Below are 25,078 nucleotides of genomic sequence, written 5' to 3'. Positions count from 1 at the left end.
CGGGCGGATGCCGCGAGGGCACGGCGGACGGGCAGGCCTCGGGCGGACGGCGTGCGGGCCTCGGGCGGATGCCGCGAGGGCGCGGGCGCCGGGCGGGTGGGGCGCGGGTGCCGGGCGGGGCGGGAGTGCACGCGGCGGAGAAGGACGCGTGTCCCCAACCGCTCCTTATGGTTCGCGCGGGCCTATGATGCGCCGGTGTTCGACTCACGGCACGTCAAGACGTTCCACGAGGTGGTCCGCACCGGGTCCTACTCGGCCGCCGCCCGTGCCCTCGGCTACACCCAGCCGGCCGTCACCCAGCAGATGAAGGCCCTCGAACGGGACGTGGGATCGGCCCTGTTCGTCCGGGTGGGCCGCGGCATGAGGCTGACCGAGGCCGGGGAGTCGTTCGCCCGCCACGCCCGCGGCATCCTCGACTCGATGGCCGCCGCGCAGGAGCAGATGGACGCACTGGCCCGGCTGAAGACCGGCCGGGTGCGGCTGTGCGCGTTCCCGAGCGCCGGTGCCACCCTGGTGCCCGAGACCCTGGCCCGACTGGACGCGGCCCACCCGGGCATCAGGGTCGACCTGCTGGAGGACGAGCCCCCCGCCTCCCTGCGCCGCCTGGCCCGCGGAGAGTGCGACATCTCCCTCGCCTTCACCTATCCCGGCCTCCACGAGCACGTGCCCGAGGAACTGGTGGAGATACCGCTGCTGGAGGACCAGCTCACCGTCCTGCTGCCCGCCCGGCACCCGCTGGCCCGGCGGCGCGCCGTGCGGCTGCACGACCTCGCCGGCGAGCGGTGGATCGCCGGATGCCCCCGGTGCCGCGCCAACCTGCTGCACGAGTCCGCGGAGGCGGGCTTCGTCCCCGACGTCGCCTTCACCACCGACGACAACCTGGCCGTGCAGGGCCTGGTCGCCGAGGGGCTGGGCGTGGCGATGATCCCCGCGCTGGTGCTGACCTTCCTGCGCCACCCGGCCGTCACCGGGCGCCCGCTCCAGCCGCTCACCCGACGCCGGATCTTCGCCTACGTCCTCCGCGAGCACCTGCGGATCCCCGCCACGGCGGCGGTCCTAGAGCAACTGCGCGCGGTCGCCGCGAACAAGTCCGGCTGCTGACCGCGCGCGGGCCGGGCGCCTGGGGGCGGCGAGGCGCCTCCCGAACCATAAGCGTTTCGACGGGGAGTCCAAGAAACGGTCGTTGGACGCGGCGGAAGGGCACCCCGAGCCTCTTCGTATGACCACACTTCCCTCCGCGTACACCGCACCCCGTCTCACCCCGCGCGCCGAGCGCCTGATCGAGGACGTGCGCCGGGCGGTGCGCCCGGGCCTGTGCCCGGACGGCACCGCCCGGGCGGCCGGGGAGGCCCTCGCCCCCCACCTGGGGGAGCGGGACCTGCTCACGGACGAGCAGCGCCAGGGGGACCCTCGGCGGTACCGCCAGCACCTGCTGCACGCCGAGCACGACGGCAGCTTCTCCCTCGTCGCCCTGGTCTGGCTCCCCGGGCAGGGCACGTCCGTGCACGACCACGTCGCCTGGTGCACCACCGGCGTCCACGAGGGCGAGGAGCGGGAGCGCCGGTACCGCCTCGTCCCCGGCGACGGCCCCTCCGCTCCCGCGCACCTCCTCGCGACCGCCGAGGCGGTCAACCACCGGGGCGAGGTCTGCGGCTTCGCCCCGCCCGGGGACATCCACCGGGTGTGGAACGCCGGACCCGGCACCGCCCTCTCGCTGCACGTCTACGGAGCCGACATCTCCCGGCTCGGCACCAGCGTCCGACGCGTCTACGACCTGCCCGCCGACCGCTGATGGCCCTGCTGAGGGCGCGGCCCCCCACCGGGCGGGCCGCGCCGCCCGGGCCGCTGCCCGGGCTCGCCCTCGCCGCCGCCGCCGTGGCCGCCGCCTGGGCGGTCCACCTGCTGCTGCCCGGGGTGCCGCTGCTCACCACGGCCCTGGTCCTCGGTATCGCCGCGGCCCATCTGCCCCGACTCGGCGCGGTGGTCCGCGGCCGGGCGCGGCCGGGGCTCACCTTCGCGGGGCGTCGGCTGATGCGCGTCGGCATCGTGCTGCTGGGCCTCGCGCTGGGCCTCGACGACATCCTGGGCCTGGGCTGGGCCACCGCCCTGACGGTGCCCGCGGTGGTCGGTGCCACGCTGCTCGGGACCTGGTGGCTCGGGCGGAGACTCGGCCTCCCCGGCGACCAGCCCCTGCTGATCGCCGCGGGATACGCGATCTGCGGCGCCTCGGCGATCGGCGCGGTCGCCGAGGCGAGGCAGAGCGAGGAGCGCGACGCGGCCGCCGCGGTGGCCCTGGTGACCCTCTGCGGCACCCTGGCCGTCCTGGTACTCCCCCTGCTCCAGGGGCCCCTGGGGCTCGGTGACGCGGCGTTCGGCCGCTGGGTCGGCGCCGGTGTGCACGACGTCGGCCAGGTGGTGGCCGCCGCCCGGACCGCGGGGCCCGAGGCACTGGGGGAGGCCGTGATGGTCAAGCTGATGCGGGTGGCCCTCCTGGCGCCCGTCGTCGCCGTGGTCGCCCTGTCCGTGCGCCGCCGCCTGCGGCAGCCCGCCGACGCCGCCGCGCCCGGTACCGCCCGGGGAGGGGCGCGGCGGCCCCCGCTCGTGCCGCTGTTCGTCCTCGGCTTCCTGGCGGCGGTGGCCCTGCGCAGTACGGGGCTGCTGACCGGCGCCGTCCTCGGCGGGGCCCATGCGGTGCGGGAACTGCTCCTCGCCGCGGCGCTGTTCGCCCTGGGAAGCGCGGTGCGGCTGCCGTCGCTGGTGCGCGGGGGAGGCCGGGTCGCCCTGCTGGGCCTGGCCGCCTGGGTGGTGGTCGCCGGAGCCTCCTACGGAGGTGTGCTGCTGGCCGGCGGCTGAGCCGCGCGCGGCCGCGTGCGCTCAGGACCCCCGCGCGGACCTGCCCCGGGAGAGGGTCTGCCCCGACCGGGACTCCAGCTTGCGCCGCGCCCGCGCCACGTGCTGCTCGACCGTGCGGGGCGACAGGTGCAGGGTCGCCGCGATCTCCTTGTTGGTGAGACCGGTCGCCGCGAGGTCCGCCACCTCCTGCTCGCGCGGGGACAGCTCGTCCCCGTAACCGGGGCGCCCGCGCGGCCGCCGGTCCTCGGCCGGGCGGTGGGCGCGGAGCAGTGCCCGGACCCGGGCCGCGTCCCATCCCGCTCCCAGCTCCGTCAGCCGCTCGACACAGGAGGCCAGTTCGGCGACGGCGGCGTCGGTGTCCCCGTCCCCGGCGAGCGCGCAGCGGGCCGCGGACTCGGTCGCCAGCACCGCCGCGTAGGGCCGCGGGAGGCCCGCGTAGACCACGGCCGCCTCCCGGAACAGCGCGGCGGCCGCCGCCGGTTCGCCGTCGGCCTCCGCCTCGAGGGCCCGGCACCACAGCAGGGCCGCGTCCGAGGCGGGTGCCCGGCGCCCCGCCAGCCCTGCGGCGTACTCCTCCACCATGCCCCGGGCCGCCTCCCGGCGCCCCGCCCGGAGCGCCGCCTCGACGGCCCACGGGGCCAGTTCCGCCGCCCACACCCACACGCCCTTGTCCCGCACCCTGTCCCAGGCGTCCGACGCCTCCTCCGCCGCGGCGGCCACGTCCTCGCGGACCAGGGCCATCCGGACGAGGGCCCCCGAGGCGGCGGCCAGATGCGGCACCGCCACGGCGTCCCGGTCCCGCGGGCCGTCCCCGGTCAGCCAGGCCGTCGCCTGCTGCCACTCGCCCCGGCACAGCGAGAGCATCCCGAGCACCATCCGCCCGTCCACCGCCATCCCCGGCATGGTCTCGACCTCCGCCACGAACGCCCGCGCCCGCGCCGGGAGCTCGTCCCACCGGCCCTCGGCCCAGTCGAGCAGCAGCCCGGTTCCCCGGGCACCCTCCTCCACGTACGCCGCACCGCTGCGCGTGGCCATCGCGACGCCCTCCGCCAGCAGCTCCCGCGCGGGGCCCAGCTCGCCGAGCCACAGCGCCCCGTCCGCCGCGTTGCACAGGCCGCGTGCCACGTGCTGCTGGTACACGGGGCTGTCGGTGTCCCTCGGCAGGGCCTCCAGCGCCGCCCAGGCGGCCGGGTCCCCCGTGTACATCAGGGTGCCGGCCCGGTTGGCCGCCACCGAGGTGCGCGCCTCCTCGTCGCCGCTGGCGGCTCCCGTCTTCTCGGCCCGCTCCAGCCAGTACAGGTTCCGCTCCAGCGGGACGGTCGACAGCAGCGGCATCGCCAGGGCCGACATGGCCCGCGCCGCCATCACGGGGCGCTCCGCCAGCTCCTCCACCGCCTGCTGGAGCTCCAGCCGGCCCTGCATCCCGGACACCGCCTGGTTGCACAGCAGCAGGCCGAGGTCGAGCCGGATCTCGCCGCGCACGGCCACGGGCAGCGACTGCTCGCTGAGGATCTGGCGCAGCACGGTGACGGTCTGCTCCGACCGCAGCCCGAGGACCGCGCTGTGCGCCAGCAGGGGGGCCAGACGGGCGCGGGCGCCGAGCGGGACGGCGGGACCGGACAGGGTCTGCTCCAGCAGGTCGACGGCGGCCTGGTGGTCGCCGGCCGCGGCCCGCTCCCGGGCCGCCTGCTCCACGGCGTACAGCCAGCCGCGGACCTCGCCGGCGTGGCGCCGGTGCCGGGCGAGTGCCATCCAGGGCACGGGGCGGCGGTGCCCCAGCACATGCGCCGCGGTGCGGTGGAGCTCCCGCCGTACCGGCCCCGGTATCTCCGCGTACACCGCCGAGGCGGCCGGTGGGGCGAAGAAGCCATAGCGGCCCCCGGTGTCCTCGGTCAGCAGGCCGCCGCGCAGCGCTCCCACCAGGGCGCGGGTCCCGGCCTCGCCCGTCACCCCCGCGACCGCGCACAGCTCCTCGGCCTCCACCGGCTCGCCCAGCACGGCGGCCGCCCGGACGACGGGGCGCGCCGCCTCCGGCAGTGCGGCGGCCCGGGCGAGGGCCAGATGGGCCAGCCGGGGCGGGGCGCCGACCGCCTCCAGGTCCCGCACCGTGTAGCGCTCCCGGTGCTCGCCGGTGTCGCGCAGCAGCCGGGCGAGGTCCACGGCCACCTGCGGATTCCCGGCGGACCGCTGCGCGATCCGGGCGAACAGCTCCGACGGCCCGCAGTCGGGCCCGAGTACCTCCTCCACCACGGCCCGCACCTGCGCCGTGTCCAGGGGCGCCAGCGGCAGCCGCTGAACGGCCAGCCCGGCGGGCAGCCGGGCCGCGTGGCCGAGGGGCAGACCGGGCTCGCGCAGCTCCTCGGGCCGGTAGGTGAGGACGGTCGCGAGCCCGGCCGGGGGCTCGCCGAGCACCCTGCGCAGCTGCCGCAGCGCCGCGCGGTCGGCCAGATGGACGTCCTCGGCGACGAGCAGGACCGGCCGGACGCCGGGTCCCTCCCCGGCCGCGCGGGCCCGCGGGGCGAGGAGACGGTCCAGCGCGGCGGCGAACGCCTCGCCGGTGAGGTGCTCGCCGCCGGTCGGGGGGAGGGCGGCGCCGGGTGCGCCGCCGTCGTGCGGGGTGCTCGCGGACCGCGCCCCCGGGGCGCCCTCCGGCAGGGCGCGCTCCGGTGCGCGCGGCGCGCCCTGCGGCCGCGGGGAGGCGCCGGTGCCGCCGGAGCCCGCGAGCGCGGCGCCGAACGGGGAGAAGGCGACCGCCACCGTCCGGACGCCGGAGGCCCTCGCCCCGGCGAGGAGCCGGCGCGCAAGCCGCGAGCGCCCGGCACCGGCGGGGCCCTCCACCAGCAGCAGCGCGGCCCCCGGCGCACGCTCCGCGTCCGTTGCGTCGCGGGCGAGGACACGGGCGAGCCAGCGGTCGCCCGCCTCGTCACTCACGGTGTCCACCGCATCACCCTCCTGGGAGGTTCCGGGGCAATTCGATTCTTTACGTATACGGGTTTCAGTGTCCCTGATTGCGGCGGTTCGGCGCTGCCCGACAGTGTGTGTGCTGCCGCAGAAGATCTGCATGGCTGTCGACGGCCCGGGAGCGACGCGAACCGTCCTCCAGGCCGCTGGACCTAGGTCGAGGCGCAGGAGCCCGACCGAACAGGAGCCCAAGTGATTGCCATAGAACGTGCCTCGGACCCGGCCCGGAGGCGGGCCGGTCCGGCCTCGGACCTCCGGGGTCTGGCCCACTGCGCGATGCCGGCCTCGCCCGAGGCCGCGCGCACCTTCCGGCGCCTCGCCCGGGCGGTCGCACGCCGATGGCGGCTGGCCGAGCATCTCGACGAGGCGCTGTCGGTGATCGTCACCGAACTCGTCACCAATGCGGTGATGCACAGCGGCAGCCCCTGGGTGTCGACGGTGATCAGCGTCCGGGGGGACGCGGTGACGATCGAGGTCATGGACGGCGGGTGCTGGAAGGACCGCCGGGACCGCAGGCAGGAGCCGCTGGACGCGAACGTGCCCTGCGGCAGGGGGCTGACCCTGGTGGACGCCTACGCGCACCGCACGGTCGCCCACCGCTACGACCACGGCAGCGTGGTCCTCGCCGAGATCGCGCTGTGCAGTGCCTCCGGTGTGCCGCGCGGGCAGGGCGAGGCCGCCGCCCGGGGCTGCCGGGGGCTCGCCGCCGACGGACAGGCCGTGGACCCCGAACTGGGTCTCGACCCGGGCCTGGACCCGGACCTCGACCTGGAGATGGCCGAGACCCTGGAGCATCCCGCCGAGGGCCTCGGGCTGGACGTGGAGGCCGAGCTGGAGGAGTTTGACCGCGACCTGGGCCTGGACCTCGACTTCGACCTGCGGCCGTGACCGTCCGGCCCCCGGGCCGTCCGTGACCATCCGTGACCGTCCGGCCTCCTGACCGGCCCCGTCCCACCGGCATGCCGCTCGCGCCCGCCGCTTCCCGGGCCGTGCGCGCGCCGGGTCCGCGGAGGGGCGCCGTCGGCGGCCTCCGCCTCCCGGGTCTCGCGCCGCGGCGGCCGAACGGCCTCCCGGCCGCGGGGTGTGCGGGCGCGCTCGGGGCGCCCGCACACCCCGGCCTCCCGTACCCGGGCGGGGGCGGCGCGGCCCCCGCCCGGGAGCCGCCGCCGTCCCGCCGTCCGCTCCCGAGCCGTGGAAAGGGGTGGCGAGCCCCCTGGTCTCTGACTAGAGTCAGAGAATGCAGAGAGAGCAGATCGACCAGGTGCGCCGCTTCAACCGCACCGTCACCGCACGCGTCGGCGTGCTGCACGACAGCTACCTCGGCCGCGACCGCTCCATCGGGGCCGCCCGCCTGCTGTGGGAGATCGACGCCGACGAGGGGTCCGACGTCCGCCGCCTCCGCGACCGCCTCGGTCTGGACTCCGGCTACGTCAGCCGCCTGCTGCGGTCCCTGGAGGCGGACGGGCTCGTCACCGTGGAGCGCCAGGCGCGTGACGGGCGGGTGCGCACCGTCCGGCTCACCGGGGCGGGGCGCGAGGAGCTGGCCGCCCTGGACGGGCGGAGCGACGAGCTGGCCTGCTCGCTGCTGGAGCCGCTGAACGAGGTCCAGAAGGCGCGGCTGGTCCGGTCCATGGCGGAGGTCGACCGGCTGCTGACGGCGGCCACCGTCACGGTCGACGCCGTCGACCCCGACCACCCGGACGCCCGGCACTGCATGGGGGCGTACTTCGCCGAACTCCACGAGCGCCTGTCGAGCGGCTACGACCCGGACCAGAGCCTGCTGCCCGACGCGTCCGGGCTCCGCCCGCCGCAGGGTCTGCTCCTGCTGGCCAGGCTGCACGGCGAACCGGTCGGCTGCGCGGGGCTGAAGCTCCCCGAGGGCGCCCCGGCGGAGATCAAGCGCATGTGGGTCGCCCCCGGTGCCCGGCGCCTCGGCCTCGGCCGCCGCTTCCTGGCCGAACTGGAGACCCGGGCCCGCGGCCTCGGCCGCACGGTGCTGCGGCTCGACAGCAACGGTCACCTGGAGGCGGCCCTCGCCCTCTACCGCTCCTGCGGCTACCGCGAGGTGCCGGCCTTCAACGACGAGCCCTACGCGGACCACTGGTTCGAGAAGCACCTCGACGACGGACCCGCGGCCTGAGCCGGGTACCCGGGGCCGGACGCCGCCCCCGGGGCGGCGCCCGGCCGCTCGGCGTCAGGACCGCGCGGCGCCGCGGTCCGCCCGCCGCAGCTCCCCGGCCGCCAGGACGGCGTACGCGGCGACGACGCACAGCACCCCCGGGGCCGTGAGCCAGACGCGCCGGTCGTCCTCCAGCACGGCCAGGTAGCGGCTCCGGGAGATCTCCACCGTGCCGCGGGCGTACGGTGCGGTCTCGAAGGCGTAGTAGCGGCCCTCCCGCACCTCGGCGGCCTGCAGGGTGCTCCCCCCGCTCGCACCGAGTCCCTCCAACACGATCCCGGTGAGGGCCAGGGCGCCGAGCCCTGCCTGGACCCCGCCGGGCAGGCACCGGAACGCCCACCAGAGTGCGCGCCGGTCCGCTCTCGTGAGGAGGACGCGTACCGGCGCGGCGACGAGCACCGGGACCAGCAGCAGGGCGACCACGCCGACCGGCCACCCGGCCTCCGTCCACGACGGGGTCCCGGGCAGCCAGGTGAGCGCCGCCGACACCAGCAGCAGGCAGCCCAGCCCGATCGCGACCCCGGCATGCAGTTTGTACGTCCACCCCATGCCCGGCAGCCTGGCACACCGGCCGCCCCCGGAGCACTGCCGCCCGCCGGAAGTGACGGGCACGCCCCGCCTGCCGGGCCCCTACCCCTCCCCGGCCTCCGGGCGGCCGGGGCCGCCGGACGCCGGTACCCGTTCGCCCCGGTGGCCCTCGCCGTGCGCCGCCGGACGGCGGGCGGCCTCCCGCTCCCGGGCCGTCAGCGGCGGCCCGGGCAGCGGGGGCAGCTTCGGCCCGCGGAGCACGGCGCACACGATCTCCGGCCGCAGCAGCGAGGTCAGCGGTGCCGACAGCGTCATCACGTCGAACAGTGCCTTGGTCACCAGCGGGCGTCCGGTCGCCGTCAGCATCAGCCGGTCCAGATAGCGGCGCACGACCTCCGACCCGCGCCCCGGGCCCCTGCCGACGGCACCCGGGTAGAGGATGTCCTGGCCCGTGGCCAGGTCCCAGGCCGTGGCGACCGGCCCGGCGACCGCCCGCTGCACCCGCAGCGCCAGACCCGGGGCGCGCACCCCGTGGCGGTCGAGTTCGGACCGCAGCGCCAGCACCCCCTGTGCGGCCACCGACATGCCGTGGCCGTAGACCGGGTTGTAGGTCGCCACGGCGTCCCCGATCACGACGAAGCCCTCCGGCCAGCCGCGGGTCCTCTCGAAGTAGCGCCTGCGGTTGACGGTGCTGCGGCTGACGACGACGTCCGTCAGCGGCCTCGCCCGGGAGATCAGCTCGCCCACCACGGGGTGCCGCACCGAGCGGGCGAAGTCCTCGAAGGCCTCCGCGTCCGCGGTCGGCTGCCCGCCCCGGGTGCCGGAGAGGGTCACCAGCCAGCGGTCGCCCTCGATGGGCACGATCGTGGCCGTGCGGCCGGGGCGCGGCTCGCGCGCGTCCGCCTGGACGTTGACCACGGGGAACTCCCCGGACCCGGGCGGGGCCTGGAAGATCCGTGTCGCGTAGGCCAGCCCGGAGTCCACCGTCTCCTCGGCCACGGGGCCGACGCCGAGCTCCCGCAGCCACTGGGGGGCCCGGGAGCCCCGTCCGCCGGCGTCGACCACCAGATCGGCGTCCAGGGTGCGCTCCCCGTGCTCGGCGCACCGGATCCGCACCCCCCGCACCCGCGCTCCGTCCCCGTCCAGGCCCAGCAGTTCGGTGCGCTCCAGCAGCCGCACCCCGGGCCGGGCCAGGACCTGCTCGCGTACGACCCAGTCGAGCAGGTCCCGGCTGCAGGCGACGAGGAACTGCATCGGCGGCCACCGCCGGAACCAGCCCAGCGCCGACATCGACACCAGCCCGGTCGGCAGCGGTATCCGCCGGGCCCCCGCCGCCAGCCAGCGCGCGGTCGTGCCCGGCAGCAGGGACTCGATCGCCCGCGCCCCGCCCGACCACAGCAGGTGGGCGTGGTGGGCCTGGGGGAGGCTCCGGCGGGGCCGCGGCCCGTCGGGCAGCACGTCGCGCTCGACGACGGTGACCTCGTCCACCGACGCGGACAGGGCGGCGGCGGCCAGCATGCCGGCCAGGCCGCCGCCGATGACGACCGCGGTGCGCGTTGCGCTCGGGCGGGTTCTCACGGGATCGCTCACGGGGTACCGCTCTCGGACCTGGCCGCGCGCTCGCGCGCTGCCGCGACGACGGGGGAATGACGCAGCGCCAGGGACATGCGCACCAGGTCGCGCTGCCCCTCCGCCGCCTCGGATGTGTACTCCTGGGCCGAACTGATGATCTCCCCTTCGGGGTCGGCCGCCCTGGCCCGCAGGGCGGCCGCGACCATGGCGGCGTCGCCGACGGCCTGTGCCTGGCGGGCGTCGGCGCCCGAGGCCAGGGCCTCCCGGTAGGCGGCGGTGCGCAGGTTCCGGTCGAAGTACGGGTCCAGCTGCAGCATGCCGTCGTGGATGTCCGACTCCCGCTGGGTCACCCGCAGCGCGACGGGGGAGAAGGGGGAGATGCGCACGGCCGGGGTCCCGGTCGGGGCGGCCGCCCGCAGCTCCTGCCACAGCGTGCCGAGCCTGCGGTAGGCCGACCAGGCGTGCCAGTGGTCGGACAGCCGCTGGCCCACCAGCGGGAGGACGAAGCCGACGGCGCTCAGCAGCGCCCCGACGGACGCCAGCGGCGGCGCGAGGACACTGCTCAGCCCGTCCCAGTCGGTGCCGCCCCAGCGGGCGAAGACGGCCGCGAACTTGCTCGCCCCGTAGGCGAGGTTGAACAGCGACCCCACCACGATGACGGTCAGTCCGCCGCGCAGCCATCCGCGGACCTGCGTCGACCAGCGCCAGCACAGGACGGTCATGCTCACCGCGGCCACGCTGTGGGCGATCAGATAGAGCACGATCATCTCGCGGATGTAGGGCGTGTTGGCGTAGTAGGTGTCCAGGTCGCGCAGCCGCTCGACCGGCGCCTCGCCGAGCAGGAAGAGCGCCACCAGGGCGATCACGACGCCGGCGTACCCCGCCATCCACCGGGCGGAGACGCTGCGCGTCTCCCGCGGCGGCCCGCCGCGCCAGTTGACGAGCAGGATCAGGCAGGAGGCGCTGAACGCCGAGAGGATGCAGTACACCAGCGGCGCGGAGACGTTCGGCACACCCGTCAGCCGGTTCACCGCCCCGATCGTGGGCGGCGCGGCGAAGAAGAAGGTGCAGGCCCCGAGCACCAGCAGTGCGCACACCGAGCGCAGCAGCGGGTCGCGCCAGTCGCGCCTGAGCCCCGGCAGCTTGCACGCGAGCGCGACGGCGAGGGCCGCGGCCGGTATGTAGTAGTCCGAACCGTCCACTCGGTCAGCCCTGTGGCCCTCGGTATCCCAACGACGCCTCGATCCGCCCGGCCAGCCCGTCCCGGCGCACCGGCCCGCGCCCCGGTGAACCGGGCAGCCATGCGCGGCACTTGCTGCCCAGCAGCAGCCCGAAGCTCTCCGCCTCCCGCTCCTCGGCCGCGTCGGAGCGGGAGCGGGCGGCGACCTGCCGCACGGTGGCCTGGAGGTCGGCCTCGTCGCTCAGCAGCCGTGCGGCGACCGCCGCGCCCTCGACGTGGTGGCTGCAGTGGCCGGCGTTCATGTGCCAGAGCTCGTGGCCGAGGATGACCAGCTGGTGGTCGGGCGCGGTGCGCTCCTCGACGACGATCAGGTCCTGCTCGGCCATGTCGAGCCACAGGCCGCTCGCCGTCCCCGGCGGGAAGGAGGCCATGCGGTAGCTGACGGGCCTGCCGCGGCGGCGGCTCATCACTCCGCAGAGCGCCCCGTAGAGATGGGCGGGAGCGGTGGGGGCGGGCAGGTCGATCCCGGCGACCAGCTCGCCGCACAGCCGGCGCATGTCCCTGCCTATGCTCATCGCTCTCCCTTCCCCGCCCGTTCCCGTTCGGACACGTGTGGATCCCGTCCGTCCCGCTGTCAGGTGCCCGTCGGCTTCACGCTCTCCAGGAGCAGGTCCAGCCACTCGGTGACCTTGTCCCGGTGCTTGTCCGTGGGCAGTTGCGCCGCCCGCCAGGCGATGCCCCGCACTCCATGGTCCTGCAAGAGCCGCTCCAGCGGGTCGCTTTCCCCGGCTACGTCCTGAAGCAGACCCTGCTCGGTGCGTTGCAGGGCGGTCTCCAGGGCGTCCGCGTCGTCGGCGGTGAGGAAGCCGGCGTGCACCCGGAAGAAGCGCTGGATGGCGTCGCAGTGCTCCATGGTGGGTCTGCGGTCGCCGTTGATCAGGGCACCGGCCTGCTGGCGCGACATCCCTGCTCCGTCGGCGATCTCCTGCTGTGTGTAGCGGCGGCCGTTGGCCTTCAGGCGGGTGCGCCGGAGCAGGTCGAAGCGCTGCAGGAAGCGTGCCTGGAGGTCGGGTTCGCCGGCCGGTCTGCCGTCGATCAGCGCCCGGACCACGTCCGCCGGGACGCCGGAGGCCTCCGACAGCAGTTCGACGTCGAAGACCTCGTCATGGCTGATTCCGAGCTTGTCCGCCAGGTCGGCGATGCGGGCGACCGTGGCCGCCAACTGCCCGTGCGACGCCGGACCCGGAACCGAGAAGCCGTCCGTCACCTGTGGGTCTCCTAGATCATGCGGGGCCGCCCCGCACACAAGGGGCTGCCGGGAGATTAGCCGCTATGGACGAAGGCAGCCACACCTTGCCACAGCTGTGGCGCGAAACCGGCGCTCAGGGCGGCCGAATGCCACGATAGTTGACATCCGCGGCTCCGCGGTAGCAGGATCGCGGAAGAACGAGAAGATCCAAAGGGGGCTGCCAGAGCGGGACTTGGCAGGACTTCGAGAACTTCGGAGAGGTGGCGTTCTCGATGGCGAACGAGGCGGGCATCGGACTCACCGGCACCCAGGGACCCCTGGGCCGGACCGGAACGGCGCGCGGCGGCGTGAGGAGCATACGGCTGCGCAGGCTGATCGGTGAGCGCCCCGCGTCCGGCCCGTGGAACGCACCGCTGCGCCCCTCGGGCCCCGTCCCGCCCTCCTCGCCCGGCCGCAGGCCCGTGCCGGTGCGCCCCCCGGGGCCCGTGCACCCGCTGCCGGACCCCGCCCCCGCCGCCCCGCGCCCCCCTGCGCGTCCCGCCGGGCCGCAGCCGCCCCGGGAGCCGGACGGGGAGGCGTACCTGCACGACTACGCCGCCCTGATGGACGCCGTGCCGCTGCCCTCGCTGCTCATCGACCGCCGGTGGGACGTGGTGCACGCCAACGCCGCCTTCGACGCCCTGTTCCGTGCGATCGGCCCGCACCCCACCGCCATGCCCCAGCAGAACTTCCTGCGCTTCGTGCTCTTCCACCCCGAGGCGCGGACGGTGCTCGCCGAGCACGAGACCAGCTGGTGCCTGCCCGTGATGGCGCAGCTCGCCGCGGCCCTGGAGGAGGCGGGGGACGGGGCGGACGACCGGGCCCTGCAGGCGGTCCGCGACGACATCGCCCTCGACCCGATCATGGACGCCGCCTACCGGTGCGGTCTGCCGCTGTGGATCAGCGCGGTGGGCGCGGCCGCCCTCCGCCACGACGGAGCCGTGCGCCCCGTGCACCACCCCGACCCGCGGTGGGGCAGCACCGACTGCCGGGTGGTGGACGAGACTCCGGCCGGTCTGCGCGGCCAGGGGTACACCCGGCTCACGCTGGTGCTGCGCGAGAACCGCTCCGCGGTCCCCGGCGCCCATCGCGCCAAGCCGTATCTGCGGGCGGTCTCGGGAGGCTGAGCGGCCCGGGGCGGCACCGGCGCGGACCGTGCCGCCCCGGTTGCGCATGCGGGGCCCGGGAGGGGCGCCGCACGCCTCAGCGCGCGGACGCCACGGCCCACTCCGCGACGACCGCCACCGCGACGCCGGCGCCCAGGACCAGGGTGGCCCAGCGGGTGCGGCCCGCCCGGCTGAGCATCAGGGCGCTGCCGGAGAGGATCAGCGCCATCCCGTAGAACGCCACGGTGAGCACCGAGTGCGTACTGCCCAGGCGCAGCGCCAGGACCGCGCCCACGGCGATCATGATGCCGCCGGAGAGGGCTATGCGGATACGGCGCGCCTGACGCGGAGTGAGACCCGGGTGCTCGTCGGGGTCGACGTTGGCTTCTGACATGCGGGAAGCCTATCGGCCCGGGCGGGGGCCCGCCCCGGTGGTCCGGAGCCGTTCGGCGGGTCCGGGCGGCCCGCCGGCCCCGGGCCGCCCCGCGGGTGCGGAGGCGGGCCCGGTCACCGCCGGAGCCCCGGGGCGGCGACGGGCCAGTGCGGCTCGGAGCCGGTCAGCTGGCAGGTCATCAGGTACAGCGGGATGGGCGGGGTGTAGGGGGAGGGGCCGTCGGCGCCGCGGATCAGCCGGGGCCGGTGCCCGGGGACCCGGGCGCCGGGAGCGTAGTGCGACGGCAGCGGCCAGCGCAGCCCGTGGTCGGAGCCGGCCGGGACGATCCACCACCACCAGCCCTCGTCCGCGAAGACGCAACCGCCCCCGCCCGTCCGGCCGATGAGCCGTGTCCCGTAGCGGGCGGGCAGCCCCACGGCGTCGTACCCCGGGCCGCCGGGGTCCGCGAGGGGCACGTCGAGCCGGATCGGGCGGGCCTCCTCGCGCAGGAACGAGGGGAGGAGCCGCGGGGCGGGCCGGGAGGGGCGGTGCGCCTCCCGGCCCGCCCCGACGGGGGCCTGGCCGCGGGCCAGCCGGTTCGCCAGGCTCCTCAGCACGGCCAGGCCGCACCGCGGGGGCCGCTGCCGGGCCCCTCCGCGGGGAACGCGTCCGGGTGGAGCGGGAGTTCGCACCAGACCGAGCGGCCCGCGCCGCGCTCGCCGTCGTAGCTCCCCCAGGCGAGGCTGACCGCCTCGACCAGGAGCAGCCCGCGCCCGCGCTCCCCTCGGGCCTCCCGGCAGACGCGCGGGCCGGACGGCCCCGAGCCCTGGTCGTGGACCGTGACGCGCAGGCGGTCGGCGGTGCGGTGGAGCACGCAGGAGACGAGGTGCCCGCCGGTGTGCACCACGGCGTTGGTGACCAGCTCGGAGACGACCAGCAGGGCTGTCTCGCGGTCGTCGCCGCTGACGCCCCACCGGTGCAGGACCTCGTCCACCCGGCGTCTGGCCCGTGAGACGGACTCGGCGCGCGCGGGCACCTCGAAGCCGTGGCGGAAGGTGTCGGCGGCCGGACTCGCGTCCAGGAGGGGGGTGGTGAGCGCGTCACGGTTCACACGGCAAGTCTCCCGCCGCAACAGCCACCTTGGCAAGGCTCACTCTGAAAAATTCAGAGTGGTCGTATTCAAGGCGGATGCTCCGTGGCACACTGCTCGCATCGGAGCACGTGGGGAGGAGTCGAAGTGAGCGAGCCGCGGTCCGCCCCCACCGTGGGCCAGGTGGTCCTGGGCCGGCGCCTGCAGGACCTCCGTGAGCGCGCCGGGCTCAGGCGCGAGGAGGCGGCGAAGGTCCTGCGCGTCGCACCCGGCACCATCCGCCGGATGGAGACCGCCGAGGTCGCGCTGAAGATCCCCTACGTCCAACTGCTGCTGGCCGCCTACGGCGTGCCCGAGGACGAGGCCCAGGGCTTCGTGGAGCTGGCCGAGGAGGCCAACAAGCCGGGCTGGTGGCAGCGGTTCCACGACGTCCTGCCCGGCTGGTTCAGCATGTACGTCAGCCTGGAGGGTGCCGCCAGCCTCATCCGTGCGTATGAACCGCAGTTCGTCCCCGGACTGCTCCAGACGGAGGACTACGCGCGGGCCATCATGCGGGGCGGGGCCATCGGCCACACCGACCCCGAGGAGATCGAGCGCCATGTGGCCCTGCGGATGGAGCGTCAGGCGCTGCTCGCCCGCCCGGACGCGCCCAGGCTCTGGGTGATCATGGACGAGACGGTGCTGCGCAGGCCGGTCGGGGCGCCCGGGGTGCTGCGGGGCCAGGTGGAGAAGCTGCTCGACTGCACCCGGCTGCCCCATGTGACGCTCCAGATCGCCGAGTTCGCCGGCGGGCACCACCCGGGCACCTACGGGCCCTTCGTGCTCTTCCGGTTCTCGGTGCCCGAACTGCCGGACATGGTCTACAGCGAGTACCTGACCGGCGCCGTCTACCTGGACGCGCGCCCCGAAGTCGCCACGCACCTGGAGGTGATGGACCGCATGGCGGCACAGGCCGCGTCGGCGCAACGCACGAAGGAGATCCTCGATGAACTCCGCAAGGAGCTGTGAATGAAACCCATATACAACGGGATGCCCGCCGCCGAGCTGGGCGAGGAGGGCTGGCACAAACCCTGGAGCGGCGGAAACGGCGGCAACTGCGTCGAGACCATGAAGCTCGCCGACGGCAGGGTGGCCGTACGCCAGTCCTCCGACCCGGAGGGACCCGCCCTGATCTACACCCGGAGCGAGATAGCCGCGTTCATCCAGGGGGCCAAGGCGGGCAAGGCGGACTTCCTGGTCGGCTGACCTGCTGCCGCGGGGGCAGCAGGCTCGTCGGAGCCGCGGGCGGGTGGCACCTCGTCAGACGAAGAGGAGCCGTTCCGGCGCCCGGGAGCACCGGCCGCACTCCGGGCGGCCGGTGCTCAGTGTACGTGAATGATCAACGGATGGTAAAGCCCCGGGAGCCGGCACCCCGGGCGCACCCGGTCGCCGGCCCGCTCGCGGGCGGGCGCCGCACCCGCGCTTGCGGCGCCGGACGACGCCGACCCACGACACCCGCTCCCGGGCGGGTGCCGCACCCGCCTCGGCCGGGCTTGCGGGGCCGCGGTTGCCGCAGGACTCAGGGGCGCCTGAGGTAGGCGAGGCCGGGGTGCTCCGCCCGGTAGGCGTCGACCAGCCGCCGTGCCACGGACACGGAGTCCACCAGCGGGTGCAGGGCGAAGGCCCGCACGGCCGCCGACACCGAACCGCCCTCCGCCGCCGCGAGGACCTCCCGCTCCACCGCCTTCACCGCCGTGACCAGCGCGGTCGCATGGCCGGGAAGCGGGTCCACCGCCACCGGGTGCGCCCCGCCCGCGTCCACCAGGCACGGCACCTCCACCACCGCGTCCGCGTCGAGGGGCGCCAGCGCACCGCGGTTGCGGACGTCCAGGACCAGGGTGGTGCGCTCGTCGCGGGCGATGGCCCGCATCAGCGCGAGGGCCACCTGCTCGTAGCCCCCGGACTCGAGGTCCTCCTCCTCGCGCGCGCCCGCTCCCGCGGCCCCCCGGTTGGCGGCCATATAGGTGGCCTCGCGCTCGGCCAGCGTGCGGCGCCAGACCTCCAGCGCGGGCGAGCCGGGGCGCAGCACCCGCTCGTAGAACCCCGCCTGCTGCTCGCGCAGGAACGCCCCCCGGGTCCGGTCCGCCCGGCGGTAGGCGGCCACCGTCTCCCGGTTGAAGTAGTAGTAGTGCAGGTACTCGTTGGGGACGGCACCGAGCGAGCGCAGCCAGTCCGCACCGAACAGCTTCCCCTCCTCGAAGCTGCCGAGCGCCGCGTCGTCCGCGAGCAGCCCGGGCAGCAGGTCCCGTCCGCCCACCCGCAGTCCGCGCAGCCAGCCCAGGTGGTTCAGGCCCGCGTAGTCGAACCAGGCGGTGGCCGGGTCCGCCCCGGCGGCCCGCGCCACCCGCCGGCCCAGGGCGACGGGGGAGTCGCAGATGCCGACGACCCGGTCGCCGAGCACCCGGCTCATCGCCTCCGTGACCAGCCCCGCGGGGTTGGTGAAGTTGATGACCCAGGCCTCGGGGGCCAGAGCGGCGACCCGGTGGGCGATCTCCACGGCCACGGGCACCGTGCGCAGGCCGTAGGCGATGCCCCCGGCGCCCACCGTCTCCTGGCCGAGCACGCCCTCGGCGAGCGCGATCCGCTCGTCCGCGGCACGCCCCGCCAGGCCGCCGACCCGGATCGCCGAGAACACGAAGTCGGCCCCCCGCACCGCCTCGTCCAGGCTGCGGGCCGCCGTCACCGCGGGGGCGTCCGCCCTCCCGGCCGCAAGCTCCTCGACGACCCTGCGCACCGCGGCCAGGCGCGTGCCGTCCACGTCGTGCAGCACCACCTCCGTGACCCGCCCCGAGCCGCGGTCGCCGAGCAGCGCCCCGTAGACCAGAGGGACCCGGAACCCGCCGCCGCCGAGGATCGTGAGCTTCATGTCCCGTACGGTACGCGCGCGCCCCGTGCGCCGGGGCGGGACCCGCGTGGGCCGTTCGCCGCCCCGGCGGGAAGATGGATGCATGCCACGTCACACCAAGCGCAGCGAACGCACCGCACCGGCCCTCCCCGACGCCGGATCGCCCTGCCCCTGCGGGCTTCCCGCCGCGTACGGGGAGTGCTGCGGCCGCCTCCACCGCGGGGAGGAGGCGGCACCCACCGCGGAGCGGCTGATGCGCTCGCGCTACAGCGCGTTCGTGGTCCGCGACGCCGCGTACCTGCTGCGCACCTGGCACTCCTCGACCCGGCCGCCGCGCCTGGAACTCGACGAGGGGATGCGCTGGTCCGGCCTGGAGATCACCGGGGCCACCGACGGGAGCGCCTTCCACTCCCGGGGCACCGTCACCTTCCGGGCCCGCTACCGCCACCACGGCAAGCGGGGCGAGCTGCACGAGCGCAGCGAGTTCGCGCGCGAGGGCGGGGCCTGGGTCTACGTGGACGGCACCTTCCTGGACTGACCGTCCCTGCGGCTCCCCGCCGAAGGCCGCGGCGGGGCCCGCGGCCGGAGCACCCGGCCGCACCCGTCGCGGGCCCCGGGCGGCCGGACGCCGGGGCCGCTCCCTCCGGAGGGGGCGGCCCGCGGTCGCTCAGGGCACGCTCAGTGGGCGCCGTCGGGACGGACCGTCAGGCCCGGGTTGTACGCGGCGAGCACCTTGTTCGCCCGGGCCAGCGCCGCGAGCGCGTGCTCGCGGTCGGCGCGGTCCTCGGTGCACAGCGGCCCGCGGAACCGCCCCACCTCGCGCGCCGCCCAGACGGCCTCCATCTCGGCGTTCAGCACATGCGCGGGCATGCAGGAGCCGATGAGCACGGCGACGCGGTCGGGGATGGGGACCGGTACGAGGTCGGAGGCGGTCACGTGGAGTCCTTGTCTTCTGCTGTGTCGGGCCCGTCGGTCGGTCGGTCCCGTCCTTCATGAGTACCGGAAGGTCATCCCGGTTCCCCGGCGGGGTCCCCTCGGCGGGGAACGCCGGTCCCCGCGGCCCGCCCCGGCCCGCGTCCGCCTCCGCGCGGGCAGGGGTGCGTGCGGGCAGGGGGCGGTGGTGCGCGGACCTGCCGGAGCGGCGCCGCCGCGTCCCCGGAAGCCCGCGGCCACGTGCCGCGGCCCCCCGTCGGCGGCGCCGGACCACCCTACGCGAAGGCCGCGCCCGCCCCGACCGCGCGCGCCCCGAGGGCCGCCCGCGCCGACGCGCGCGGGCCGGGGAGCCCCCGCCCGGCCCGCGCGCGTCCCGCGTCCGTACGGCGACCGGGCGGCGCGCCCCTCGGTCCTGGCCCGGCCCGCGCGCGTCCCGCGCGTCCGAGGACGGCGCCGTCGACGCGGTCGTGCCTCCCGCCCGGCCCGCGCGCGTCCCGAGCACCGCCCCCGGGCTCAGTCGAAGCGGTCGATGTTCTCCTCCACCCAGGAGCGCAGGTGCGCGAGCGGGGCGCAGGCGTCCCGGCCGAGCGGGGTGAGGCTGTACTCGACGCGCAGCGGCACCTCCGCGAAGACCTCGCGATGCACCAGCCCGTGCTCCTCCAGGCGCCGCAGCGTCTGCGTGAGCACCTTGGGGCTCACACCCTGGAGGCGGTTGCGCAGGGCGCCGAAGCGCTGCGCGCCCTCCTCCAGGGCCCCCAGGGCCAGGGCGCTCCACTTGTTGGCCAGCAGATCGAGCATGTCGCGGCAGGGGCAGGCGGCGGCGTAGACGCTCCCGGGGGTGGCCCCCGGCTCGGTGGTCGTCGTCATGGCGCCATGGTACCCAACGGGTACCAGTATCCCTTGCGGGTAACCACTACCCCTTCCATACCGTTGTCGCCACCGGCGGCCGCCCACCCGTCCGCCGGACCCGGGCCGCCGTGCCCGCCCGCATCCGCAACCCCGTGAGAGGCCCCCATGAGCACCGTCCCCGCGACCATGCCCGCCGTCGCCTACCGCCGGTCGCTGCCCGTCGACCACCCCGAGAGCCTGGTCGACGTCGAGCTCCCGGTGCCCGAGCCGGGTCCGCGCGACCTGCTCGTACGGGTCGAGGCGATCGCCGTCAACCCCGTGGACCACAAGGTCCGGCAGAACGTGGACCCGGGCGGGGAGGCGAAGGTCCTCGGCTGGGACGCCGCGGGCACCGTGGTGGCCGTGGGCTCCGAGGTCCGGCTGTTCGCCGTCGGAGACGAGGTGTTCTACGCCGGGGCCCTCGACCGCCCCGGCGCCAACTCCCGCTTCCACGCGGTGGACGAGCGCCTGGTCGGCCGCAAGCCCGCCTCGCTCTCGTTCACCGAGGCCGCCGCCCTGCCGCTGACCTCCCTCACCGCGTGGGAGGGGCTGTTCGAGCGCCTGGGCGTGCGCGACGCGGGGACGGAGAGCACCGGGACCCTGCTGATCACGGCCGCCGCCGGGGGCGTCGGGGCCGTGACCGCCCAGCTGGCCCGCGCCCTGACCGGCCTCACGGTGATCGGGACCGCGTCGCGCCCCGAGACGGCCGAGTTCGCCCGGCGCATGGGCGTCGAGCACGTGGTCGACCACCACCGGCCGCTGGTGCCGCAGCTGGCCGAGGCGGCCCCGCAGGGCGTCGACTACGTGTTCAGCACCAACGGCACCGACCGCCGGCTCGGCGAGTTCGCCGAGGTGCTCAACCCCTTCGGGCGGATCGTGGCCATCGACGACGTGGACGAGCTGCCGCTCGGCGCACTGAAGGCGAAGAGCATCTCCTTCCACTGGGAGTTCATGTTCACCCGGTCCATGTTCGGCACGTCCGACCGGCAGGCCCAGCACCGCATCCTGACCCGGATCGCCCGCCTCGCCGACGTGGGTGCCCTGGTCAGCACCGCCACCCGGGACCTGGGCCCGGTCAGCGCGGCCTCACTGCGCCGGGCGCACCGGCTGCAGGAGTCCGGCGGCACGATCGGCAAGACCACGCTCACCGGCTTCTGAGCGGCCGCCGACCCGGCGGGCGGAGCGCGGCGGGAACGGGCCCCAGGGCCCCGGGCCGCCTCACGCCCCGGGCGCCCTCACGCCCCGGGGCCCGCGCCGCGGCCGGCGCGCTCCCGGCGCGGGGCGTCGTACCCGGTGACGGCCGTGCGGCCGACCGCGGCGGCCAGCTTGCGCAGCCGCCGCAACTCGAAGCGGGGCGGCACACCCGGCACACCCGGGCGGTGCCGCGGCACCCGGACCCGCAGGGCGTGCCGGGCGATCCGGCAGTGGACGGGCGCGGCCAGGACGGCCGCCTCCCCGTCGATGCCCGCCTCCAGCTCCGCCGCGTCGGCGTCGACGACCACCGTGCGGGCCGTGAGCACCGTGAACCCCTCGCGCTCGGGGGCGAGGAGCAGTGCGGCCGCCTCGGCCGCGCTGTCCACCCGCAGCCCCAGCACTCCCAGCACCCCGCCGTTCACCCGCTCGCGCCGTCCCAGCCCGAGCGGGTCGTCCGTGCGGTACGGGTTGTTGCTGACCAGCACCGCCTGCGGCTCGCTGAGGACGGTGGCACCCGCCCGGACGGTCAGCCGCGGGCCGCGCCGTCTGCTGAGCAGGTCCGGCAGCAGCTCCAGCGCGGTGCCCACCTTGTCTTCCCGGTACGCCGGGCTCTGCACGACGGCCCCGTAGGCCCCGAAGGAGACGTTGTTGACGAAGGGGCGGTCCCCGGCGAAGCCCAGGTCCACGTCAAGCTCGACGCCGTCGGAAAGGGCCTCCAGGCAGCTCGCCGGGTCCTCGCGGTCGAGTCCGAGGTCCATGGCGAAGTGGTTGCGCGTCCCCGCGGACACCACCAGCAGCGGCACGCGGTGCTCCGCCGCGACGGCGGCCACCAGGGCCTGGGTCCCGTCGCCGCCGGCCACGCCCAGCAGGTCCGCCCCCTCCCGGACCGCCTGCCGGGCCAGCGCCGCCACGTCCACGTGGCGGTCCGCGTCGAGCAGGACCACGCGCGCCCCGAGCTGCTCCGCCCGCTCCTTGAGCCCGTGCCGTCCGACCTTGCCGCCCCCGGAGCGCGGGTTCATCAGGATGACCGGGCGGCGGGGGCGGGCAGTGCGGTACTCCCTGGGGCGGGCCGGGCGCAGGCCCGTCGAGCGCAGCGCGTACCGCCCGGTGGCCAGCGCGAGGGCCCACAGGGCCGCGGAGGCGGCCACCACCCACAGCAGGCGGGTGGAGACCACCAGGACCATGACGGACAGCGGCGCGGCCACCGCGAGCACCGCCGCCGCCGCCCGGACGGGTCCCCGCCGGGAGAGGGCCCACCACAGGGCGGCCGCGGTGACGGCGAGCCCGGCCGCTCCCGCCAGGAGCAGCAGCACCCCCGTCGCGCCGCCGAACCAGAGCGGCAGCAGCGCGGCCAGCGCGGCCGCGGCGAGCGAGGCCCTCGCCGCCCAGCGTTGGGCGCGGTGTGCGCGCTCCGTCGTCTCCAGCCCCATCGATCCCCCTTGTCCGGAGGTCATCCTAGGGAGCGGACGGCCCCGCGGTCGCGCGGCGGCGCCGGGGCCGGGGCGGCGCCCCGGTGCACGGCCCCGCACGGACGCCCCCGGCCGGCCCGGGGCCGGGCCTCAGCTGCCGGGCCTGCCGCGCCCGCGCAGCTGCAGCGCCCGCAGCACGGCCTCCGTGGCGAAGCGCCCGTCCGGGTCGGCGAGCCGGTCCCCGAAGATCGCCTCCAGGCTGCGGAGCCGGTAGCGCACCGTCTGCGGGTGCACCGCCAGCAGCTCGCCCATCCGGGCGGCCGTGCCGCGTGTCTCCAGCCAGGTGCGCAGCGTCTCCACCAGCCGGTTGCGCCGGGTCGCGGTCAGGCCCGACAGCGGGGCCAGCTCCCGGTCGGCCAGATGCTCCAGGAGCGCGGGGTCGGACAGGAGCCAGAGGGTGAGCAGGTGGTCGGTGCAGCAGAGCACGGGGGCGTCGTCCACCGCCCCGGTGTCGACCAGCTCCAGCAGGCGCCGCGCCCAGCGGACCGAGTCGGCCGCGCCCTCGACGGCCACCGTCAGGCCCACCGCGGCACGGGCGTCCTCGGGGAGGGAGGAGAGTGTGCGGCGGCGGCGGTCGTCGAAGGGACCGGGGAGCAGCAGATGGGGCTGCGGTCCTGCGAGGTCGGCGAGGACATCGTTGTCGAGCCCTCTTTCGGTCAGATCCGGCACGGGCCGCAGGGCGACCAGGGTCACCTGCTCCGGGAGCGGCCAGCGCGCCTGCTCGCAGAGCTCCGCCAGCGCGGCCCGCGGTACCGGCGGGCCCGCCAGGATCAGATGGAGCAGCCTGCGCCGGGTCGCCTCCGCCCGGTCGCCCGACCGGGCCTGCACCTCCAGGTACCCCTCCCGGGTGAGCGCCTCCAGATCGTCGACATAGGCGAACAGCGCGTCGGCGAAGCTCAGCATCAGGGTGGGGGAGAGGTTGTAGCGCCGGCCGATGCGCTTGGCCCGGCGCAGGGCCACGCGCGCGCCCAGCCGGTAGGCGCCCTGGAGCGACTCCAGGCTGCGCCCCTCGTAGGCCTCGAAGCGGCCGAACCGGCGCAGCATCTCGTCCCGCAGCGGGGAGGGGGAGGAGGGCCGGGCCACCTGCTCGACGAAGACCCGGATGTTCTGTTCCACGCCGAGTTGGACGGCCTTTCCGTACGGTCCGTTCAGTAATCGGGCGTACTCGGGATAGGCGCGGGTGACCTCGATTCCTATCTCCTGGATGAGACTCGGCAACTCGGGCCGGATGAGGGCGGCGAACTCCTGGGGGAGTGGTGCCAGGGGCTCACCGGCCCCGGACGGACGGGTGGTTCTCTGCATGCATTCTCCCCTCGTGGGCCGGGATTCCCGGAGAACCGCGCCTCCGCTGCTCCTCTCCGCGGCCCCGGCGGTGTTTCTCCGGTCCCGTCCGGTGGGGGCGCGACGGGGCGGACCGCGCCTGGCCCTGCCGGGGTCCTCCCAGGCGCGGCGGCGGTCATTGAGTGCTGAACATAGACCAGTCCGGCGCCCCTGCACAGCGGTGGGGACGGCCGGGTGCGAGCGCGACCGATACGCGACGGCGGCCGCGGAGGGCCGCGGCCGATTGCTCACCGGGCGACAAGAAAGCGCTGTCCCCTCCTCGCGTCGCGACAAGAAAATACCCGCTGGTAGGGGGCGCCCGGGAAACTGGCGGGCCGGTATTGCCTGCCGGGTTACCCGCTCGTAACGTCGCTTCCGCAACCCGCTCGCTCGCGTGGCTGAAAGGCATTGCCCGCGCTCCGTTTCCGTGCGCGTTCCACGAAAGAGCCGCAATCGCTTTTCGGGCCGTGCGGCCGAAAAGCGATCCCTCGGTACGCGCCTATCCCCCGGAAGGGAACCGACTCGTGCGCAGACTCACCAGAAACGCCGTGACCGCCGCCGCGGCATTCACGGCGGCCCTCGGAATGACGGCCGCCTCCGCCTCCGCCACCTCGCCGGCCACCTGGACCGTCGCCCCGGGCGGGGCGTTCACCGCCCATGCCGACAACCCCACGCTCAGCACCCCGGCCGCCACGCTGCAGTGCGCCGGCTCCGATGCCGAAGGCACCCTGAAGACGGGCTCCGGCAACGCCGGAGCCGGCATCGGCTCGATCACCGAACTCACCTTCACCGACTGCTCGGTGATCGGCATCCCCTTCGACGTCACCACCGCGAGCAAGCCCTGGAGCCTCAACGTCGATGCCGTCAGCGCCGTCCCCGGCGCCGTCGACGGCTCGATCAGCGGCGTCGACGCCACCATCAGCGGCTCAGGCTGCACCGCCGACTTCACCGGCACCGTCACGGGCCGCTACCTCAACGGCACCAAGCGCCTGGTGATCGACGGCGGCGACCTGACCGCCTCCGGGGCCGACTGCTTCGGCCTCATCAACGACGGCGACGAGGCCCTCTTCGAGGCCGACTACGCCGTCACCGGCAACCACACCATCACCCGGGACTGACGCCCGGGAGGCGGCGGTGGGGCCCGCACCGCGGGCCCCACCCGCGGCCCGTGCCGCTCCGGGGCGCGGGCCGCGGGTACGGCCCGCGCCCGGGGACCGCCCCGGCCCACGGCACCCGATCCCGACGTCCCCCGCAGCAGGG

Annotated in this window: 25 protein-coding genes; 11 read left to right on the top strand and 14 right to left on the bottom strand. The window is 76.1% G+C overall.

Annotation, left to right across the window (positions count from 1 at the left end):
* Positions 1 to 195: 195 nt before the first annotated feature.
* From ACGF15_RS01970 to ACGF15_RS01960, 3 genes are all read left to right on the top strand, one after another.
* Positions 196 to 1,101 carry a LysR family transcriptional regulator gene (locus tag ACGF15_RS01970; protein ID WP_345608834.1) on the top strand — a complete coding sequence of 302 codons (906 nt, stop codon included), beginning with the start codon at positions 196 to 198 and terminating at the stop codon, positions 1,099 to 1,101.
* Between the two features lie 118 nt (positions 1,102 to 1,219).
* Positions 1,220 to 1,792 (top strand): cysteine dioxygenase, encoded by a 573-nt coding sequence (locus tag ACGF15_RS01965; protein WP_392796579.1) that lies wholly within the window; start codon positions 1,220 to 1,222, stop codon positions 1,790 to 1,792.
* The gene (locus tag ACGF15_RS01960; RefSeq protein WP_392796578.1) at positions 1,792 to 2,853 is read left to right on the top strand and encodes a YeiH family protein; all 1,062 of its coding nucleotides are present in this window, start codon (positions 1,792 to 1,794) and stop codon (positions 2,851 to 2,853) included. The genes ACGF15_RS01965 and ACGF15_RS01960 overlap by 1 nt, the downstream gene beginning before the upstream one ends.
* A gap of 21 nt (positions 2,854 to 2,874) precedes the next feature.
* On the opposite strand, the gene ACGF15_RS01955 is transcribed toward ACGF15_RS01960, so the two are convergent.
* Positions 2,875 to 5,793, bottom strand: coding sequence for a LuxR C-terminal-related transcriptional regulator (locus ACGF15_RS01955; protein ID WP_392796577.1), 2,919 nt, complete (start codon positions 5,791 to 5,793; stop codon positions 2,875 to 2,877).
* 213 nt (positions 5,794 to 6,006) lie between these two features.
* On the opposite strand from ACGF15_RS01955, the gene ACGF15_RS01950 reads away from it, so the two are divergent.
* On the top strand, positions 6,007 to 6,702 hold the full coding sequence (locus ACGF15_RS01950) for an ATP-binding protein (RefSeq protein ID WP_345608823.1): 696 nt from the start codon (positions 6,007 to 6,009) through the stop codon (positions 6,700 to 6,702).
* Between the two features lie 349 nt (positions 6,703 to 7,051).
* Positions 7,052 to 7,954 carry a helix-turn-helix domain-containing GNAT family N-acetyltransferase gene (locus ACGF15_RS01945; RefSeq protein ID WP_345608820.1) on the top strand — a complete coding sequence of 301 codons (903 nt, stop codon included), beginning with the start codon at positions 7,052 to 7,054 and terminating at the stop codon, positions 7,952 to 7,954.
* A 54-nt stretch (positions 7,955 to 8,008) separates the two neighbouring features.
* On the opposite strand, the gene ACGF15_RS01940 is transcribed toward ACGF15_RS01945, so the two are convergent.
* The 5 genes from ACGF15_RS01940 to ACGF15_RS01920 all read right to left on the bottom strand — a co-directional run bounded on the left by ACGF15_RS01940 (position 8,009) and on the right by ACGF15_RS01920 (position 12,540).
* A complete protein-coding gene (locus ACGF15_RS01940) occupies positions 8,009 to 8,542 on the bottom strand; it encodes a hypothetical protein (protein WP_362612055.1) in 534 nt (177 codons plus the stop codon).
* A gap of 81 nt (positions 8,543 to 8,623) precedes the next feature.
* On the bottom strand, positions 8,624 to 10,039 hold the full coding sequence (locus tag ACGF15_RS01935; RefSeq protein ID WP_392796883.1) for an FAD-dependent monooxygenase: 1,416 nt from the start codon (positions 10,037 to 10,039) through the stop codon (positions 8,624 to 8,626).
* A gap of 68 nt (positions 10,040 to 10,107) precedes the next feature.
* On the bottom strand, positions 10,108 to 11,295 hold the full coding sequence (locus ACGF15_RS01930) for an MAB_1171c family putative transporter (protein ID WP_392796576.1): 1,188 nt from the start codon (positions 11,293 to 11,295) through the stop codon (positions 10,108 to 10,110).
* A gap of 4 nt (positions 11,296 to 11,299) precedes the next feature.
* Positions 11,300 to 11,830 carry a toxin-antitoxin system, toxin component gene (locus tag ACGF15_RS01925; RefSeq protein WP_256522168.1) on the bottom strand — a complete coding sequence of 177 codons (531 nt, stop codon included), beginning with the start codon at positions 11,828 to 11,830 and terminating at the stop codon, positions 11,300 to 11,302.
* A gap of 77 nt (positions 11,831 to 11,907) precedes the next feature.
* The gene (locus ACGF15_RS01920) at positions 11,908 to 12,540 is read right to left on the bottom strand and encodes a helix-turn-helix transcriptional regulator (RefSeq protein WP_345608810.1); all 633 of its coding nucleotides are present in this window, start codon (positions 12,538 to 12,540) and stop codon (positions 11,908 to 11,910) included.
* Between the two features lie 254 nt (positions 12,541 to 12,794).
* Here ACGF15_RS01920 and ACGF15_RS01915 point away from each other — a divergent pair, with 254 nt between their 5' ends.
* A complete protein-coding gene (locus tag ACGF15_RS01915) occupies positions 12,795 to 13,688 on the top strand; it encodes a transcriptional regulator (RefSeq protein ID WP_345608807.1) in 894 nt (297 codons plus the stop codon).
* Between the two features lie 76 nt (positions 13,689 to 13,764).
* On the opposite strand, the gene ACGF15_RS01910 is transcribed toward ACGF15_RS01915, so the two are convergent.
* The 3 genes from ACGF15_RS01910 to ACGF15_RS01900 form a co-directional block, all read right to left on the bottom strand.
* Positions 13,765 to 14,061 (bottom strand): hypothetical protein, encoded by a 297-nt coding sequence (locus ACGF15_RS01910; RefSeq protein WP_345608804.1) that lies wholly within the window; start codon positions 14,059 to 14,061, stop codon positions 13,765 to 13,767.
* A 113-nt stretch (positions 14,062 to 14,174) separates the two neighbouring features.
* A complete protein-coding gene (locus ACGF15_RS01905; RefSeq protein ID WP_392796575.1) occupies positions 14,175 to 14,657 on the bottom strand; it encodes a hypothetical protein in 483 nt (160 codons plus the stop codon).
* Positions 14,651 to 15,151 (bottom strand): ATP-binding protein, encoded by a 501-nt coding sequence (locus ACGF15_RS01900; RefSeq protein WP_345608801.1) that lies wholly within the window; start codon positions 15,149 to 15,151, stop codon positions 14,651 to 14,653. The genes ACGF15_RS01905 and ACGF15_RS01900 overlap by 7 nt, the downstream gene beginning before the upstream one ends.
* Before the next feature lie 126 nt (positions 15,152 to 15,277).
* On the opposite strand from ACGF15_RS01900, the gene ACGF15_RS01895 reads away from it, so the two are divergent.
* Positions 15,278 to 16,138, top strand: coding sequence for a helix-turn-helix transcriptional regulator (locus ACGF15_RS01895; protein ID WP_345608799.1), 861 nt, complete (start codon positions 15,278 to 15,280; stop codon positions 16,136 to 16,138).
* On the top strand, positions 16,139 to 16,375 hold the full coding sequence (locus ACGF15_RS01890; RefSeq protein ID WP_345608797.1) for a DUF397 domain-containing protein: 237 nt from the start codon (positions 16,139 to 16,141) through the stop codon (positions 16,373 to 16,375).
* A gap of 313 nt (positions 16,376 to 16,688) precedes the next feature.
* Here the strand turns inward: ACGF15_RS01890 and ACGF15_RS01885 are convergent, their stop codons facing one another.
* Positions 16,689 to 18,035 (bottom strand): 6-phospho-beta-glucosidase, encoded by a 1,347-nt coding sequence (locus ACGF15_RS01885; RefSeq protein WP_392796574.1) that lies wholly within the window; start codon positions 18,033 to 18,035, stop codon positions 16,689 to 16,691.
* Positions 18,036 to 18,117: 82 nt separating this feature from the next.
* Between ACGF15_RS01885 and ACGF15_RS01880 the strand changes: the two genes are divergently transcribed.
* A complete protein-coding gene (locus ACGF15_RS01880; RefSeq protein ID WP_345608793.1) occupies positions 18,118 to 18,552 on the top strand; it encodes a YchJ family metal-binding protein in 435 nt (144 codons plus the stop codon).
* A 140-nt stretch (positions 18,553 to 18,692) separates the two neighbouring features.
* Here the strand turns inward: ACGF15_RS01880 and ACGF15_RS01875 are convergent, their stop codons facing one another.
* Together ACGF15_RS01875 and ACGF15_RS01870 are read right to left on the bottom strand one after the other, a co-directional pair.
* Entirely contained in the window at positions 18,693 to 18,950 is a 258-nt protein-coding gene (locus ACGF15_RS01875; protein ID WP_345608791.1) for a hypothetical protein, read from the bottom strand.
* Positions 18,951 to 19,460: 510 nt separating this feature from the next.
* Entirely contained in the window at positions 19,461 to 19,814 is a 354-nt protein-coding gene (locus ACGF15_RS01870; RefSeq protein WP_345608789.1) for a helix-turn-helix domain-containing protein, read from the bottom strand.
* Between the two features lie 147 nt (positions 19,815 to 19,961).
* On the opposite strand from ACGF15_RS01870, the gene ACGF15_RS01865 reads away from it, so the two are divergent.
* Positions 19,962 to 20,993 (top strand): zinc-binding alcohol dehydrogenase family protein, encoded by a 1,032-nt coding sequence (locus ACGF15_RS01865; protein WP_362615073.1) that lies wholly within the window; start codon positions 19,962 to 19,964, stop codon positions 20,991 to 20,993.
* A 77-nt stretch (positions 20,994 to 21,070) separates the two neighbouring features.
* Here the strand turns inward: ACGF15_RS01865 and ACGF15_RS01860 are convergent, their stop codons facing one another.
* A complete protein-coding gene (locus ACGF15_RS01860) occupies positions 21,071 to 22,483 on the bottom strand; it encodes a diacylglycerol/lipid kinase family protein (RefSeq protein WP_392796573.1) in 1,413 nt (470 codons plus the stop codon).
* A gap of 105 nt (positions 22,484 to 22,588) precedes the next feature.
* The gene (locus ACGF15_RS01855) at positions 22,589 to 23,800 is read right to left on the bottom strand and encodes a helix-turn-helix domain-containing protein (protein WP_392796572.1); all 1,212 of its coding nucleotides are present in this window, start codon (positions 23,798 to 23,800) and stop codon (positions 22,589 to 22,591) included.
* Between the two features lie 542 nt (positions 23,801 to 24,342).
* Between ACGF15_RS01855 and ACGF15_RS01850 the strand changes: the two genes are divergently transcribed.
* Complete coding sequence (locus ACGF15_RS01850) at positions 24,343 to 24,936, top strand: hypothetical protein (protein ID WP_345608782.1); 594 nt, start codon at positions 24,343 to 24,345, stop codon at positions 24,934 to 24,936.
* The last annotated feature ends 142 nt before the right edge of the window (positions 24,937 to 25,078 follow it).

The organism is Streptomyces sp. NPDC048001, from assembly GCF_043203115.1.
In the GTDB taxonomy this organism is placed as follows: domain Bacteria; phylum Actinomycetota; class Actinomycetes; order Streptomycetales; family Streptomycetaceae; genus Streptomyces; species Streptomyces sanyensis.
The sequence above is the reverse complement of the archived record's forward strand: the minus strand, read 5'-3'. Positions and strand labels throughout refer to the sequence as shown.

Excerpts from the sequence above, each read along its gene's own strand:
- ACGF15_RS01965 (WP_392796579.1), top strand. The coding sequence starts at position 1,220 with ATGACCACACTTCCCTCCGCGTACACCGCACCCCGTCTCACCCCGCGC.
- ACGF15_RS01960 (WP_392796578.1), top strand. The coding sequence starts at position 1,792 with ATGGCCCTGCTGAGGGCGCGGCCCCCCACCGGGCGGGCCGCGCCGCCC.
- ACGF15_RS01945 (WP_345608820.1), top strand. The coding sequence starts at position 7,052 with ATGCAGAGAGAGCAGATCGACCAGGTGCGCCGCTTCAACCGCACCGTC.
- ACGF15_RS01940 (WP_362612055.1), bottom strand. The coding sequence starts at position 8,542 with ATGGGGTGGACGTACAAACTGCATGCCGGGGTCGCGATCGGGCTGGGC.
- ACGF15_RS01935 (WP_392796883.1), bottom strand. The coding sequence starts at position 10,039 with ATGCTGGCCGCCGCCGCCCTGTCCGCGTCGGTGGACGAGGTCACCGTC.
- ACGF15_RS01925 (WP_256522168.1), bottom strand. The coding sequence starts at position 11,830 with ATGCGCCGGCTGTGCGGCGAGCTGGTCGCCGGGATCGACCTGCCCGCC.
- ACGF15_RS01915 (WP_345608807.1), top strand. The coding sequence starts at position 12,795 with ATGGCGAACGAGGCGGGCATCGGACTCACCGGCACCCAGGGACCCCTG.
- ACGF15_RS01910 (WP_345608804.1), bottom strand. The coding sequence starts at position 14,061 with ATGTCAGAAGCCAACGTCGACCCCGACGAGCACCCGGGTCTCACTCCG.
- ACGF15_RS01890 (WP_345608797.1), top strand. The coding sequence starts at position 16,139 with ATGAAACCCATATACAACGGGATGCCCGCCGCCGAGCTGGGCGAGGAG.
- ACGF15_RS01885 (WP_392796574.1), bottom strand. The coding sequence starts at position 18,035 with ATGAAGCTCACGATCCTCGGCGGCGGCGGGTTCCGGGTCCCTCTGGTC.
- ACGF15_RS01880 (WP_345608793.1), top strand. The coding sequence starts at position 18,118 with ATGCCACGTCACACCAAGCGCAGCGAACGCACCGCACCGGCCCTCCCC.
- ACGF15_RS01870 (WP_345608789.1), bottom strand. The coding sequence starts at position 19,814 with ATGACGACGACCACCGAGCCGGGGGCCACCCCCGGGAGCGTCTACGCC.
- ACGF15_RS01865 (WP_362615073.1), top strand. The coding sequence starts at position 19,962 with ATGAGCACCGTCCCCGCGACCATGCCCGCCGTCGCCTACCGCCGGTCG.
- ACGF15_RS01860 (WP_392796573.1), bottom strand. The coding sequence starts at position 22,483 with ATGACCTCCGGACAAGGGGGATCGATGGGGCTGGAGACGACGGAGCGC.
- ACGF15_RS01855 (WP_392796572.1), bottom strand. The coding sequence starts at position 23,800 with ATGCAGAGAACCACCCGTCCGTCCGGGGCCGGTGAGCCCCTGGCACCA.